The organism is Paraprevotella xylaniphila YIT 11841, from assembly GCF_000205165.1.
GTDB lineage: Bacteria > Bacteroidota > Bacteroidia > Bacteroidales > Bacteroidaceae > Paraprevotella > Paraprevotella xylaniphila.
Genome location: NZ_GL883825.1, coordinates 61,426 through 74,890 on the forward strand (window position 1 = coordinate 61,426; position 13,465 = coordinate 74,890).

At 49.6% G+C, this 13,465-nt stretch carries 16 protein-coding genes; 5 read left to right on the top strand and 11 right to left on the bottom strand.

Annotated features, from left to right (window positions below; genetic code table 11):
- Window positions 1-3: 3 nt before the first annotated feature.
- The 4 genes from HMPREF9442_RS03365 to proS all read right to left on the bottom strand — a co-directional run bounded on the left by HMPREF9442_RS03365 (window position 4) and on the right by proS (window position 4,555).
- Window positions 4-984 carry an HlyD family secretion protein gene (locus HMPREF9442_RS03365; protein ID WP_008625362.1) on the bottom strand — a complete coding sequence of 327 codons (981 nt, stop codon included), beginning with the start codon at window positions 982-984 and terminating at the stop codon, window positions 4-6.
- A 7-nt stretch (window positions 985-991) separates the two neighbouring features.
- Window positions 992-2,245, bottom strand: a complete 1,254-nt coding sequence (locus HMPREF9442_RS03370) for a TolC family protein (protein WP_040602573.1) — start codon at window positions 2,243-2,245, stop codon at window positions 992-994.
- Window positions 2,246-2,253: 8 nt separating this feature from the next.
- The gene (locus tag HMPREF9442_RS03375) at window positions 2,254-2,868 is read right to left on the bottom strand and encodes a TetR/AcrR family transcriptional regulator (protein ID WP_040602564.1); all 615 of its coding nucleotides are present in this window, start codon (window positions 2,866-2,868) and stop codon (window positions 2,254-2,256) included.
- 205 nt (window positions 2,869-3,073) lie between these two features.
- The gene (gene proS / locus HMPREF9442_RS03380; RefSeq protein WP_008625368.1) at window positions 3,074-4,555 is read right to left on the bottom strand and encodes a proline--tRNA ligase; all 1,482 of its coding nucleotides are present in this window, start codon (window positions 4,553-4,555) and stop codon (window positions 3,074-3,076) included.
- A 114-nt stretch (window positions 4,556-4,669) separates the two neighbouring features.
- Between proS and HMPREF9442_RS03385 the strand changes: the two genes are divergently transcribed.
- Together HMPREF9442_RS03385 and mtgA are read left to right on the top strand one after the other, a co-directional pair.
- Window positions 4,670-5,398, top strand: coding sequence for an OmpA family protein (locus HMPREF9442_RS03385; RefSeq protein WP_008625369.1), 729 nt, complete (start codon window positions 4,670-4,672; stop codon window positions 5,396-5,398).
- Window positions 5,399-5,406: 8 nt separating this feature from the next.
- Window positions 5,407-6,081: a monofunctional biosynthetic peptidoglycan transglycosylase gene (mtgA, locus tag HMPREF9442_RS03390; protein ID WP_008625370.1), complete on the top strand. Its 675-nt coding sequence runs from the start codon at window positions 5,407-5,409 to the stop codon at window positions 6,079-6,081.
- On the opposite strand, the gene HMPREF9442_RS03395 is transcribed toward mtgA, so the two are convergent.
- Entirely contained in the window at window positions 6,074-6,943 is an 870-nt protein-coding gene (locus HMPREF9442_RS03395) for an N-acetylmuramoyl-L-alanine amidase-like domain-containing protein (protein ID WP_253271005.1), read from the bottom strand. The genes mtgA and HMPREF9442_RS03395 overlap by 8 nt on opposite strands.
- A 76-nt stretch (window positions 6,944-7,019) precedes the next feature.
- Between HMPREF9442_RS03395 and HMPREF9442_RS03400 the strand changes: the two genes are divergently transcribed.
- The 3 genes from HMPREF9442_RS03400 to HMPREF9442_RS03410 are packed head-to-tail and all read left to right on the top strand — an operon-like array spanning window position 7,020 to window position 9,915.
- Window positions 7,020-8,276 carry a type IX secretion system plug protein gene (locus tag HMPREF9442_RS03400; protein WP_008625372.1) on the top strand — a complete coding sequence of 419 codons (1,257 nt, stop codon included), beginning with the start codon at window positions 7,020-7,022 and terminating at the stop codon, window positions 8,274-8,276.
- A gap of 11 nt (window positions 8,277-8,287) precedes the next feature.
- Window positions 8,288-9,244, top strand: a complete 957-nt coding sequence (locus HMPREF9442_RS03405; RefSeq protein WP_008625373.1) for a D-2-hydroxyacid dehydrogenase — start codon at window positions 8,288-8,290, stop codon at window positions 9,242-9,244.
- Window positions 9,245-9,273: 29 nt separating this feature from the next.
- Complete coding sequence (locus HMPREF9442_RS03410) at window positions 9,274-9,915, top strand: trimeric intracellular cation channel family protein (RefSeq protein ID WP_172634384.1); 642 nt, start codon at window positions 9,274-9,276, stop codon at window positions 9,913-9,915.
- A gap of 5 nt (window positions 9,916-9,920) precedes the next feature.
- Here the strand turns inward: HMPREF9442_RS03410 and HMPREF9442_RS03415 are convergent, their stop codons facing one another.
- Genes HMPREF9442_RS03415 through HMPREF9442_RS03440 form a run of 6 tightly spaced genes read right to left on the bottom strand, consistent with a single transcriptional unit; the run spans window position 9,921 to window position 13,316 of the window.
- Window positions 9,921-10,280 (bottom strand): MmcQ/YjbR family DNA-binding protein, encoded by a 360-nt coding sequence (locus HMPREF9442_RS03415; RefSeq protein ID WP_008625375.1) that lies wholly within the window; start codon window positions 10,278-10,280, stop codon window positions 9,921-9,923.
- Window positions 10,281-10,292: 12 nt separating this feature from the next.
- Window positions 10,293-10,562 (bottom strand): PqqD family protein, encoded by a 270-nt coding sequence (locus HMPREF9442_RS03420; protein WP_008625389.1) that lies wholly within the window; start codon window positions 10,560-10,562, stop codon window positions 10,293-10,295.
- Complete coding sequence (locus tag HMPREF9442_RS03425; RefSeq protein ID WP_008625400.1) at window positions 10,559-11,053, bottom strand: hypothetical protein; 495 nt, start codon at window positions 11,051-11,053, stop codon at window positions 10,559-10,561. The genes HMPREF9442_RS03420 and HMPREF9442_RS03425 overlap by 4 nt, the downstream gene beginning before the upstream one ends.
- Window positions 11,050-11,925, bottom strand: coding sequence for a hypothetical protein (locus HMPREF9442_RS03430; protein WP_008625402.1), 876 nt, complete (start codon window positions 11,923-11,925; stop codon window positions 11,050-11,052). The genes HMPREF9442_RS03425 and HMPREF9442_RS03430 overlap by 4 nt, the downstream gene beginning before the upstream one ends.
- 6 nt (window positions 11,926-11,931) lie before the next feature.
- Window positions 11,932-12,435, bottom strand: coding sequence for a hypothetical protein (locus HMPREF9442_RS03435; protein ID WP_232038319.1), 504 nt, complete (start codon window positions 12,433-12,435; stop codon window positions 11,932-11,934).
- A gap of 20 nt (window positions 12,436-12,455) precedes the next feature.
- Window positions 12,456-13,316 carry a sigma-70 family RNA polymerase sigma factor gene (locus HMPREF9442_RS03440; protein WP_008625412.1) on the bottom strand — a complete coding sequence of 287 codons (861 nt, stop codon included), beginning with the start codon at window positions 13,314-13,316 and terminating at the stop codon, window positions 12,456-12,458.
- Window positions 13,317-13,465 lie beyond the last annotated feature (149 nt).

Here is a 13,465-nt window from a genome sequence, read left to right on the forward strand (position 1 = left end):
ACCTTAGTTGAATTTGACTTCGCCATACATGCCCAACTTCAGAAAGCCGTCGTTTTCCACGGCTATTTTCACGGCGTACACCAGATTCGCCCGTTCGTCACGCGTCTGTATGGTTTTAGGCGTAAATTCGGCCTGTCCGGATATCCACGTGATTTTTCCCTTGTATTCCTTACGGTCTTCCGCTCCATAATCAGCGTAGACTTTCACCGCCTGCCCCAATTTTACCGCAGAGAGTTGGTCGCCACCCACATACGCCCGCAAAAAGACATGCTTCATGTCCGCCACTTTAAACAAGGGTTTGCCTTGAGCCGTCACTTCGCCCCGTTCCGCATACTTCGTCAGCACCGTACCGGAAATAGGACTGACGATACGGCATTTCTCCAGTTGGTCTTCTGTCTGCCGTATCTGTATCTCTGCGGCATCCCCTTCTTCCGTCACGCCTTGGTTGCCGAGATTCAAAGTAGACAGCTGGGCTTCCAACTGCTTTTTCAGCACGGCCAGTTGCGACTCCACGTCGTCCACCTGCTTTTGCGTACCGGCATTCTGCGCCAACAGGTTCAGGCTGCGCTTTCTTTCCAGTTCGGCCTTTGCAATCTGTTCCCGAGTGGCAGCTACCTGCTTGGCCACATCCGCCCTACGGCTACCGATGGAACGCATTTGGGCTTCCAGTTGGCACTTTTTCAGGTGAAGTTGCACGGAATCCACATATCCCACCTGTTGCCCCAACTCCAACACATCGCCTTCTTCCAGATTCAATGCCATGATTTTGCCGTTGGCTTCGGAAGACACGATGACTTCCGTGGATTCGAAGATTCCTGTGGCGTCGAAATCCGTGTCTGCCCCGCTGCACGCCGCAAACAATCCCAACAAGGCCGCGCCGCAAATGTCCCGGGCTCCCCGTTTGAATCCATACTCCGTCTTTCCTACGGCGACCGGACTGTCCAACCCGCCCCGCCATAACTTATTCCAAATGTCCATATTCATTCTACTTTTAATGATTCATCGTATATTTGATATCATATAAGGCTTGCAAGCGTTGTATCTCATGCAGGGCCTTGGCCTGCTTGGCCTGATCTTCGGCCGTCACTTCACGCAACATTTCCGTCACGGTGAGCGTGCCGTTCGCGACCTTGGCTTCGGCCGACTTCCGGATGTTGGTGCGTAACCTTATCAACTCGTCGTCATTCTTCATCAAGGTATCTATCTTCTCCACCGTACGCCAATGCTGCGCCGCCTCCATCCGGTTGTTCAAGCGGAATACAGCCTCCTGCACGTCGATGTCATCGCGACTTGCAGCCAACAGCCTTTTGTCGTTCTTCCGCGTGTACAAGTCGCTGATATTCCAACTCAACCGTAGTCCGGCAATGTAATAAGGTTCAAACCCTCCTTTCAGCATGTTCAGCCCGGGGTCGCCGTAGGCTCCTTGGGCGAATACTCCCAACTTGGGCATATAACGGGCTGTCAAACCTTTCTCCTGTACGGACAACTGCCGCCTTTGCGATTCATAAAGCGACAATTCCGGCCTGCGGTTTTCCTCCAACGGCTCCACAGTGACAGACGGCTTGACCAACCGTTCCGCATCAATCCCTTTCCGGCCGGTCAGCAATCCCAACACCTCGGCATACGCTTTACGATTGACACGTAGCTCACTCTCTGTCTGTCGGGCATTCAGTTGCTCTACAGCTACGGCATCCAGGTCGGCCTGATTGGCCACTCCTTGCTGTATACAAGCCTGTACCTGCTTGTAATTACGTACCAACTGAGCTTGCAACAAAGTATTTTGTACCAACTGTGCATCTATGAGCAACATGCCGAAGAATAATTGGTTCACCCGGTCGTCCAAGGCATAAAGGTTTACTTCTAGCTGTCCCTTCTGCACCTCGGATTTGGCCCGGGCCTCCTCTTTACGGTTACGTACGACTCCCCCGTCCCAAATCGTCTGGTTCAGCTCCAATACCAGTTGATACTGGTCCTTGTCCAAACCGAACTCTACCCCCGGAATACTAAAGGGCATCTTCGTCACGTCCGACTGATATGAAGCCTTTCCCGAAAAGCTCAGTTGGGGAAAATAACTTTTCGTGGCATTCTCCACGGTGAAATCCTTTGTACGCTCAATCAAATCGAACTGCCGTACCAAAGGATAGTTCTCCCGCGCTGCACGATAACACGCCTCCAACGTCAACTGGGCACTCAGCGTCCCCTGCAAGGCACACATTCCCATGGCCCATACCCAAAAACGTTTCATAGTCTTTATCATTTTCTTAACCTGCTTAATATCATCTCCACGTTCTCTTCCCGGCGACGCGCCACGAACAAGCGCACGTCCTCTTCGCTCATGCCGAATGCCTCGCGAGCTACCGGCAGACCTACAAACGACATGATATTCAACGAAACTATGGAAAACAACAAATCTGCCGTCCCCATAGCCCGTATCTCCCCACGCTTCAAAGCACGCTCCATTTCGTAAGATAATTTCTGCCGTGTCTCAGCGACAGCCTCCAACAGGATAGGCAAATACATACGGCGACGCTCCTCGTTCAGGTGGATTTCATTCAGTAGAAAAAGTGGAAGCCTCGGGTTGGCTGCAATGAAATCGAAATGCGTCCCAATCAAGTCTTCCAACTGCCTTAAAAAAGGCTTTCCGTCCTCAAATGTGGCACACAAGGAACGCGACATGACCTGCACCTTCTCCTGGAATATCCGTTCAAACAGTTTCTCTTTCGTCCGGTAGTAATAATGTAGCATGGCATGCGTCACGCCTGCGGCCTGCGCAATATCGGTTGTTTTGGCCAACGCAAAGCCTTTGTCGAGAAACTCCTTTTCAGCAGCCTGCAAAATGGCCTGTTCTGTATTGTCTTCCTTCTTCATAATAACATTTATGTTTAACATTATTGTTAATTACTGGGCAAAGATAGAGATTTGCATGAAGAGTGCAATAAAAATTCCGGAAGAAAGCTTATCGTTTAACTAATATTACCACCTGTTAAACCTACGCAAACAAGAGTGGCCACGAACTTCCCCTGAGAAAAAGTCCGTGGCCGCCAACAACCATGAAAACAAAAAAATATCGCTCTTAATACGAACGGGCAATCAGTACACGGCATTTGGCCGGTTTCCCGCTCACCATATCCACACCCGGAGTCTGCTCGAACTCAAACGGCACGCAACGGATAGTGGCTTGCGTGTCTTCTTTGATTTTTGCCTCCGTTTCGGCCGTGCCGTCCCAATGGCAAAGGAAGAAACCGCCTTCTTTTACGCGCTCCTTGAATTCTTCGTAATTGTCACATTCATAAATATGAGCATCACGATAGGATTTTGCCTTGGCGTAGATGTTATCTTGTATTTCGTCTAACAAAGTCTTTACATAGTCCTCTATGCCGTCGCACGTACGGGTTTCCTTTTCCAACGTGTCGCGCCGCATGACCTCTACCGTATTGTTCTCCAAATCGCGCCCTCCCATGACCAAACGCACCGGCACACCTTTCAGCTCATAATCGGCAAACTTGAAGCCGGGACGCTTGTTGTCGGCATTGTCATACTTCACGGAAATGCCCAATGCACGAAGACGGGCAACGATGCCTTCCACTTTTTCGTCGATGGCTTTCAGCTGTTCCGCATTCTTATATATAGGAACAATGACCACTTGAATGGGAGCCAACTTCGGCGGCAATACCAAACCGTTGTCATCGGAATGCGTCATGATGAGCGCACCCATCAAACGGGTGGACACTCCCCAGGAAGTAGCCCAGGCATATTCCAACTTATTGTCTTTATTGATAAACTGCACATTAAATGCCTTTCCGAAGTTCTGTCCCAAAAAATGCGACGTACCGCTCTGCAAAGCTTTCCCGTCCTGCATCATGGCTTCGATGGTATAAGTGTCCAAAGCGCCGGCAAAACGTTCCGTCTCGCTCTTCACGCCCTGCACGACGGGCACGGCCATGTATTGCTCGGCAAAATCGGCATATACTTTCAACATCTGCTTGGCACGTTCCTCAGCTTCTTCACGCGTGGCATGTGCCGTATGTCCTTCTTGCCATAAGAACTCGGCCGTGCGGAGGAAAAGCCGGGTACGCATTTCCCAACGCATCACATTGCACCATTGGTTGCAAAGGATGGGCAGGTCGCGGTAGCTCTGAATCCAATTTTTATAAGTATTCCAAATGATAGTCTCGGAAGTAGGACGGATAATCAGCTCCTCTTCGAGCTTGGCCGCCGGGTCTACCACTACGCCGGTCTTGTCCTCGTTGGTCTTCAAGCGATAGTGCGTCACCACGGCACATTCCTTGGCAAATCCCTCTACATGTTCGGCCTCTTTACTCAGAAACGATTTAGGAATCAGCAGCGGGAAATAAGCGTTTTGCACGCCGGTCTCCTTGAATTTATCATCCAATACCCGCTGCATCTTCTCCCAAATGGCATAACCATAAGGCTTTATCACCATACATCCTCTTACGTCCGACTGTTCGGCCAAATCGGCTTTCACCACCAATTCGTTATACCATGAAGAATAATTCTCACTTCTTTTGGTCAAATCTTTAAGTTCCTTAGCCATAATCAATATCTATAAACAGTTTGCAAAATTAGCAAAAAGTTTCCTTTTCATGCGGCTATTCGGTAGAAAATATCTAATTTTGCTCATGATTTAAAAATTCAAAAAGTTATAACTATGAAAGGATTGAAGTTTTGTGCACTCGTACTGAGTGCAGGTATGCTTTTAAGCAGTTGTGGAGGAAACATGAACAATACCGGCAAGGGGTCGCTGATCGGTGCCGGCGGCGGTGCAGCCTTGGGTACATTGATTGGAACCTTGGCATCTAGCAATAAAGGTAAAGGAGCCGGTATCGGTGCTGCTGTAGGCGTAGCCGTGGGCGCTGGTGTAGGTGCATTGATCGGAAAGAAAATGGATAAAGCCAAAGCTGCGGCGCAACAAGTGGAAAACGCGCAAGTGGAAAGCGTAACAGATGCCAACGGCTTGCAAGCAGTGAAAGTAACGTTCGACTCTGGTATCTTGTTCAACACCAGCAGTTCGGCTTTAAGCAGCAATGCTACCGCTTCATTGGCCAAATTTGCCAGCACGGTATTGAATGTAAACAAAGACATGGACGTGGCGATTAAAGGGTATACCGACAATCAGGGATGGAAAAACAGCACGGCAGCCCAAAGCGTGCAAAAAAATATGGACCTGTCATTGCAACGGGCTAATTCCGTTTCCAATTACCTGAAACAATGCGGAGTCTCGTCTACACAGATAACTTCGGTGGAAGGTTTGGGAGAAGCTGACCCCGTAGCCGACAACAGTACGGCTGCCGGACGCGAGCAGAACCGCCGTGTGGAAGTTTATTTGTACGCCAGTGAAAAAATGATTCAGGAAGCCCAAGCTCAGGCAGGCAACTAATCAGACAGATGAAAAAAATCCAGAAACTGATTCAATGGATTGTACTCTCGTTCTTCGGGAGTACAATCTTTTTTGTTATCCTCTACCGTTTTGTCCCTGTACCTGTTACCCCGCTCATGTTCATCCGCTGTGCACAACAGGTCGGACGGGGCGAAAAAATCAGATTGAAACACCATTGGGTTCCTTTGGATGAAATGTCCAAATACTTACCCGTAGCCGTCATGGCTTCCGAAGACCAACGGTTTCTTCAGCACCACGGTTTTGATGTAATAGAAATCCAAAATGCCGTGGAAGAACGTATAGCCGGGAAACGCAGACGCGGGGGGAGCACCATCAGTCAGCAAACTGCCAAAAACGTGTTTTTATGGCCGACTTCCTCTTGGGTCAGAAAAGGACTGGAGGCATACTTCACGGCTTTAATCGAATTATGTTGGAGCAAACAACGGATTATGGAAGTCTACCTGAACTCCATCGAAATGGGCGACGGCATATATGGCGCCGAAGCCGTGGCACAACAACATTTCGGGCGTCCTGCCGAGAAACTTACGCGTGCCAACTGTGCATTGATAGCCGCCACATTACCCAATCCGCTTAAATACAGTTCCAAAGACCCGTCACGGTACATGCTGAAACGGCAGACGGCCATCATGCGGCAAATGAAACACATCGACCTGTTCAAATGACACGTACCACCCGCACTCCTAATTGGGAGGGGTGTTTCTTCATGTACTCGCTCAATGTCATGGATTCCAACACCACTTTCTTATGGATACTGGAAGCATTGAGCAAGTGAAGGCTTCCCTTCTGCCACACGGCCAATCCCAAATGCGATGTGTCCAACCCTTTCTTTCGGGTCACGATAGCTAAAATATCTCCATCGTGAATCGCCCCCAACACGCCTTTCCCCTTGTCCAACAGCGACAAAGGCACGTACCTCACTGAAACACCTTCCAACTTTTGTTCATTTTTGCGGATACGGCTTATCTCGCTTGCCTTTCCTTTCAACATCGGATACGCACCTGGATGCGTACTCATATAATCCAAACGCAGACGTTGTACGGCAATGAAAGGCCGATAACCCTCGCTTTTTTCTCCTTTTATTTCCTTCACGATGCCCTGCCTTTCATTACTCGCTATCCATTCGCTAAAATAATGGTTACGGGAAGAATATCCGTTCAACTGCCCTCCGCTATAACGTATTTTTTCCAGATTCCGGCAAAAAGAAACAAATGTGGGATGCTCTTCTCTTACGGCCAGAGTCAAAGCCACCACATTCTCGACCAACGTCGTACAGTCCAACTGACGTAAATTGACAACCAACTCTTCGGCCGGATTTACTTCGAGAGTAGAAGCCACGTAAGGCACCCCGATGAATTGCTCCGCAAAAAACAAAGTCAGGTTTGTTCCTCTCGTTTGTTTTTTGCCGGCATCAAGGAGTTGCACCACTTTCAACGAATCTTCTTTCGTATAAGTCAGTGCCGACAGGCTTAATGGACACATCATCGTCCCTCCGACGAACAGTCCTAACATTCGATGTGACATCATATCATTTTAAAAGGTTGCAGACAAAGTTAAGATAAAAACCTGATAAGGCATCCGAAAAAAAGCGTAATTTTGCAGTATGAAAAAGATAACCGTACTCTTAAGCCTGCTATGTTGTGCATCGGCAACAACTGCACAACGGCATGAAATCCTGGACCGTCAACTGCACACCCTGCAAGTCGTCGTAAATGACGACCCGTTGCAGCCTCCCATCATGAACTTGGGGGGGGGGAATCATCTGGAAATCGGTTTCGACGAGTTCTCACACGAATACCACCGCTATATATATAAGGTGGAACATTGCAATGCAGACTGGTCCCCATCGACAGAAATCTTTGAATCCGACTACATGAACGGGTTCAACGGGGAACCGATAGAAGACTACGAGAAAAGCTTCAATACGACCGTGCTTTACACCCATTACTCACTACGGATTCCGAACGAAAACATTTCGCTCAAGTTGTCCGGCAACTATAAACTCACGGTCTACAACGACGAGGGCGACGAACCAGTCCCCGTCCTTACGGCCTGTTTCAGTCTGGTAGAACCGGGCGTAGGAATAGGAGCTACCGTCAGTACCAATACGGACATAGACTTCAACAAATCCCACCAACAAGTGGATTTCTCCGTCAACTACGGGTTGGTAAAAGTCATCGACCCGCATCGTGAACTGAAAACCGTAGTAATGCAAAACCGCCGGTGGGATAACTGTGTGGTCAATCCCAAGCCCAACATCCAGGCTGCCAATAAGATTGAATTCACGCACAACCGCCAACTGATTTTCCCGGCAGGCAACGAATACCACAAATTCGAGATTCTGGACGTACATGTCCCTACACTGAACGTAGACCGGATGGAATGGTTCGACCCGTATTACCACGCCACGCTCTATCCCAATCAAACCGCCCGGAATTATCTGTATGACGAAGACCAAAACGGTGCCTTTATCATCCGCAACAGCGACGACGAAGACGTGGCCACCACTTGCGACTATGTATTCACGCATTTCACCTTGAAAAGTCCTCAACTGCCCGGCGGAGAAGTCTACCTGAACGGAGAATGGACTTACAACCGCTTCATCCCCGAATACCGCATGACATACAACCGGGAAACACAGGCCTACGAAGCCACCGCCCTCCTGAAACAAGGATATTATAATTATAATTATCTCTTCGTGCCGGACGGTGACACCCAAGGAAACAGCGGACGGACGGACGGGAACTTTTATGAGACGGAAAACGAATACATCATCTTGGTATACCATCGCCCTAACGGAGGGCGTTACGACAAACTGGTCGGTTACCGCCGCATGAATTTCAAGATTAACGGAAAATAAAACAGAAACCTATGAAAATAACTGTATTAGACGGCTACGGCTTAAACCCCGGCGACCTTTCCTGGGAGCCTATCGCACAATTAGGAGAACTGACAGTGTTTCCACGGACTTCGGCCGAAGAATTTTATGCACACGCCGAAGGAGCAGATATCTTGCTAACGAACAAGACCCTCATCACAGCTGAACACATCGACCGTTTGCCGGATCTGAAATATATCGGCATATTGGCCACGGGCTACAACGTGGTAGATACCGAAGCTGCCCGCAAACACGGGATTCCCGTCTGCAACATCCCGGCATACAGTACCCGTTCGGTAGCCCAAATGGTCTTCGCCCTCCTACTGGCCATTACCAACCGCGTGGAACATTATGCCGAAGAAAACCGTAAGGGACGTTGGAGCCGCAATCCGGACTTTTGCTATTGGGACACGCCTCTCATGGAACTGTCCGGTAAGAAAATGGGTATCGTGGGACTCGGGCATACCGGCATGGCTACCGCACGCATAGCCTTGGCTTTCGGCATGGAAGTATATGCCTGCACCTCCAAAAGCCCTCTTCAGTTGGGTACCGACATTCGGAAGTCCACAATGGAAGAGCTGTTCTCCGCATGCGATGTCATCAGCCTGAACTGTCCGCTCACCCCGGAGACCCACCATTTGGTGAACCCGCACACCTTGGCGCTCATGACACCGGGAGCCATCCTTATCAATACCGGACGCGGCCCGTTAGTGGATGAAGAGGCGGTAGCAGAAGCCCTTAGAAACAACACCCTTGCCGCATACGGTGCAGACGTGACAAGCACCGAACCGCCATCGGCAGACCATCCCCTGCTTTCAGCCCCTAATGCCTATCTTACCCCGCATATCGCTTGGGCCACACGGGAAGCCCGCCTGCGGCTCATGGGCATTTGTGAAGAAAACATCCGTGCATTCCTACAAGGTAAACCGCAAAATGTCGTAAATCCATGACAGAATATATCCTGCATCTCCTGCAAATGATGGGGACGACCCTCCGGTTACCGGTTTCATTCGTCGTGATAGAATTTATCGGTACAATGGCATTCGCCATTTCGGGCATCCGACTGGCTTCGGCCAAACAATTTGACTGGTTCGGCGCATATATCGTAGGTACGGCCACGGCTGTCGGAGGCGGTACGATACGTGACATCATGTTGGGCATCCCCCCGTTCTGGATGACGAATCCCGTGTATATCATCTGTTGCGGCCTGTCCCTACTTTACGTCATATTGTTCGGAAAGAAAATCATCCGGCAAAAGAGCACCTGGTTCATTTTCGACACCATCGGCTTGGCTCTATTCAATATCACGGGGTTGGAAAAGACGCTGAACATGGGATACCCTGTCTGGACAGCCGTCATCATGGGGTGCGTCACAGGTGCCGCCGGAGGCGTCATCCGAGACATACTGATTAACGAAGTGCCGCTCGTTTTCCGCAAAGACATTTATGCCATGGCCTGCATTGCCGGCGGTATTACGTATATCTTAGGTTATTCCGTGGGACTTCAGGCCGAAGTCAATGCCATCCTTTCCGCCATCATCGTCATATCCATCCGTACGTTGGCCGTAAAATACCATTGGCAACTCCCCATACTGAAAGGTGAAGACGACAAGGAGGAATAAGTCCGTTATTCCTCCTCCTTCAACTGGTCACGAAGCTTGCGGGGCAACTTCTTTACCACCTCATCATACGAATGGTCTATCAGGCTGCGTATCAAGGCTTCGGGCACGTCGCCATGCGTAATGGCTATCTGGTTCCAATATTTCTTGTTCCAATGCCATGCCCCCGTAATCCCCGTGTAATGCTCACGCAACTCTATGGCATACTCCGGATCGCACTTCAGGCAAAACCAATCCACATTGTCCAAACCGATACTGGCAAAAATCTTATTCATGACCCGGAAGACCAACGTGGTTTCATCGAAAGGGAAATCTTCCGTCGCATGAGGCTTACTGAGGCAGTATGCCCTGATTTGTTCTATATCCATAGCTCCGTCCGATTAGGCCAACAGACCGATTTCTCTCCATTTGGCAAGCACCTGCGCCACGTCCTTATGGGCCGCCTCCTCGTCCACCTCATACGCCTCCAACAGGGAGGATACCAGTCCATCTTCGCTGATTGCTTCTTTTCCCACAGCTTGTTTCCACAAGAAAGCCGCTGTTTCATTCAGCGAAATAATCTTGCTGAAATCGATATTGTCCATCCCATGCGACAAAATCACATGTTCCCCACAAATCTCACGCAGTTCAAAACCTTCCTTGATTCTCATTTTAGCCAATTTGATAATTTAAGATTAATCCTATATATGTATAACAAATAACGGCGCACAGGCAGAAGCTTGCTCCACCACCGTACGTAACGTTGCAGGCGCGGGTCGGATGCCGGTATCGTCTTGCCCCGTCGGATATAGTGCGTGACCATCCCTACAACGTCTGCCTTACGGCAAACCTCCATGCCCGACAAATTCCCGTCTCCCATCAATCGCACGGTATCTCCATCTATATTCATGATACGATGGAGGACGTACACATCCGGCGAGATTTCGGCCAACATGGCATCTCCCACTTTCAAATCCGTGAACGGTGCCAAACGCACCTTATCCCTGCAATGCTCCAAAAAGGGACGCATACTGTAACCTTTTACATTGATAGTCACCGTATGCCCCTCACGGATAGCTTCTTTCACCTGTCCCAACAACACGGCATTAGGAACTTCCATCCGGCGTACCGCCATTCCGTCCATATTCTTCCTCTTGTTCATCGTCCCGTCAATGTATGAAAGCTCAGCCTGGCCGCTTCTTCATCCGGCCTGCATCCCAAAAGGTATATCGGCGAAAGGCGGATGATGTCCGAAATGGTGTCGCAATGCGCCGAATGAATACGGCGGTCCCATTTCATGGTCGACACGGACGGCAAGAGCGAGGCAAAACTTTCCAATACGCTTTCTTCCCGTATCGTGTTTTCCGGGCATTGCCGCAACTGTACAAAAGCTCCCACCGGCGCAGACACCCTGCGGTAACAAGGTGTTTTCCCGCTCCAGGGAGAACCGTAGACATGAACCGTCCCCTCCACCACTCTCACCACCGGATTGTCATCGTTCATCAGGTCGGAGCCCGGGATGTGGCTCAACCACAACCGTGTATGCGTACTCTTCCCCGTCCCGCTCTTGCCCAGAAACAAATATCCCCGGCCGTCATTGCGGATTACGGAAGCATGCATCAGCAACGTGGCATACGGCGCGGAAGCAAAGGCATACACCAACATGAGGGCATTGTTCAACCCGAACTTACGCCCTGCCTCGCTCTCTGCCACCAAAGCAGCCGTACAATCCGAAAAATCTGCATTAGCCTGCAAAATACAACACAAGTCCTTTTTATCATCGCAGATTTCAAACTGGTAACTCCCGTCCGGCAGGCGGTAAACCCCGAAGTTGTTGCCCCCGCAATCGAACTGCCCGACTTCTTCTCCCGTCACCGGCCAACGAAAAGCATCATCTACCGAAAGACTGAAAAGCAGATTGCCTTCTTCTTCGCTCACAAAAGGCGAAAAAGAAGGCAATAAACTGCTATCATTTCCTGCATCGCAGAAAACAATCCGGCACAGATGCCCTGCAATATTATATTGGTATTCCATCTGTTTCTATTTTTCGGGCTTGTCCTTAGAAGCCTTACGACGCTTTTCCTTTTTCGTCGCCTTGGGTTCGGCGGACTCCGGCACAGCTTTGACCGGCGGCTCGTAAACAGGCGATTGGAACTTGAAGCTTCCGTCTGTCAACTCTTTCAGCATCACGCTTCCGTCGCTGCCATACTGCTTCCTTATCTTATCATATTCTTCCATCAGCTTGCTCTTTTTCGTATGGAAAAATACTGCACACGTAGAATTCGGCATTTGCTTTACCGCTTCCAGATAGGTCTGCAACTGGTCACTGTATACCGCACGGTCCATCAGAAAATCGTACTTCGTCTCGATATAAGCGCTGTCCAATTGTTGGATGTCTGTAATATATACCACAGAATCCGTGAAAGAAGCCGAAAATCCGAAGATATACACCGTAGCCCGTTCCACCTTTGCAGACAGAGACATCCCTACGTATCCCAACACACAGGCCAATACCCCCCAATATTTAAAGTTAAAGTTCATCATTCCACCTTTTCCGCACGGCATCAGCCGAGATAAGACTTCAATAATTTACTCTTGGTGTTCTGACGCAAACGCCGGATGGCCTTTTCCTTAATTTGGCGCACGCGCTCGCGCGTAAGGTTGAACTTGTCCCCGATTTCCTCCAACGTCATTTCCTGGTGGTTGATACCGAAAAACATCTGGATAATCTCTTTTTCGCGTTCGGAAAGCGTGGACAACGCACGGTCAATCTCACGCGCAAGAGATTCGTTGACCAACGTACGGTCCGCCATCGGAGAATCGTCATTGACCAATACGTCCAACAAACTGTTGTCTTCTCCTTCCACAAACGGGGCATCCACCGAAATATGGCGTCCGCTCACTTTCAAGGTATCGGAAATCTTGTCTACCGGAATCTCCAACTCGTCGGCAAGTTCCTCCGGACTCGGACGGCGCTCATTCTCCTGCTCGAACTTGCTGAATGCCTTACTTATCTTATTCAACGAACCAACCTGGTTCAAGGGCAAACGTACGATACGGCTCTGCTCCGCCAAAGCCTGAAGAATGGACTGGCGAATCCACCACACCGCATAACTGATGAACTTGAATCCACGGGTTTCGTCGAACTTCTCAGCAGCTTTTATCAAGCCTAAGTTGCCCTCATTAATCAAATCCGGCAAACTCAGCCCTTGGTTCTGATACTGTTTGGCCACTGAAACCACGAAACGCAGATTGGCACGTGTCAGTTTTTCGAGTGCTACACGATCACCTTTGCGAATGCGCTGTGCCAATTCCACTTCTTCTTCCACTGTAATCAGGTCCTCACGGCCGATTTCCTGCAAATACTTGTCAAGCGAAGCGCTCTCACGATTGGTGATACTTTTGGTAATCTTTAACTGTCTCATTCTCCTACTACATATTAAACGCACAAAGTTACCAAAAAAATCCGGATTAGGCCGTAAATATTTGCATAAATATTAATCGGCCTGCCCGGATTTACGCTTTAACCAAGCCCGAAACCCGACCTTCTGTCCGTCCCGGAGCACCGTGACAC

Excerpts from the sequence above, each read along its gene's own strand:
- HMPREF9442_RS03365 (WP_008625362.1), bottom strand. The coding sequence starts at position 984 with ATGAATATGGACATTTGGAATAAGTTATGGCGGGGCGGGTTGGACAGT.
- HMPREF9442_RS03440 (WP_008625412.1), bottom strand. The coding sequence starts at position 13,316 with ATGAGACAGTTAAAGATTACCAAAAGTATCACCAATCGTGAGAGCGCT.
- HMPREF9442_RS03370 (WP_040602573.1), bottom strand. The coding sequence starts at position 2,245 with ATGAAACGTTTTTGGGTATGGGCCATGGGAATGTGTGCCTTGCAGGGG.
- HMPREF9442_RS03420 (WP_008625389.1), bottom strand. The coding sequence starts at position 10,562 with ATGAGAATCAAGGAAGGTTTTGAACTGCGTGAGATTTGTGGGGAACAT.
- HMPREF9442_RS03400 (WP_008625372.1), top strand. The coding sequence starts at position 7,020 with ATGAAAAAGATAACCGTACTCTTAAGCCTGCTATGTTGTGCATCGGCA.
- HMPREF9442_RS03430 (WP_008625402.1), bottom strand. The coding sequence starts at position 11,925 with ATGGAATACCAATATAATATTGCAGGGCATCTGTGCCGGATTGTTTTC.
- HMPREF9442_RS03395 (WP_253271005.1), bottom strand. The coding sequence starts at position 6,943 with ATGATGTCACATCGAATGTTAGGACTGTTCGTCGGAGGGACGATGATG.
- HMPREF9442_RS03415 (WP_008625375.1), bottom strand. The coding sequence starts at position 10,280 with ATGGATATAGAACAAATCAGGGCATACTGCCTCAGTAAGCCTCATGCG.
- HMPREF9442_RS03375 (WP_040602564.1), bottom strand. The coding sequence starts at position 2,868 with ATGAAGAAGGAAGACAATACAGAACAGGCCATTTTGCAGGCTGCTGAA.
- HMPREF9442_RS03385 (WP_008625369.1), top strand. The coding sequence starts at position 4,670 with ATGAAAGGATTGAAGTTTTGTGCACTCGTACTGAGTGCAGGTATGCTT.
- mtgA (WP_008625370.1), top strand. The coding sequence starts at position 5,407 with ATGAAAAAAATCCAGAAACTGATTCAATGGATTGTACTCTCGTTCTTC.
- HMPREF9442_RS03435 (WP_232038319.1), bottom strand. The coding sequence starts at position 12,435 with ATGATGAACTTTAACTTTAAATATTGGGGGGTATTGGCCTGTGTGTTG.
- proS (WP_008625368.1), bottom strand. The coding sequence starts at position 4,555 with ATGGCTAAGGAACTTAAAGATTTGACCAAAAGAAGTGAGAATTATTCT.
- HMPREF9442_RS03410 (WP_172634384.1), top strand. The coding sequence starts at position 9,274 with ATGGGGACGACCCTCCGGTTACCGGTTTCATTCGTCGTGATAGAATTT.
- HMPREF9442_RS03425 (WP_008625400.1), bottom strand. The coding sequence starts at position 11,053 with ATGAACAAGAGGAAGAATATGGACGGAATGGCGGTACGCCGGATGGAA.
- HMPREF9442_RS03405 (WP_008625373.1), top strand. The coding sequence starts at position 8,288 with ATGAAAATAACTGTATTAGACGGCTACGGCTTAAACCCCGGCGACCTT.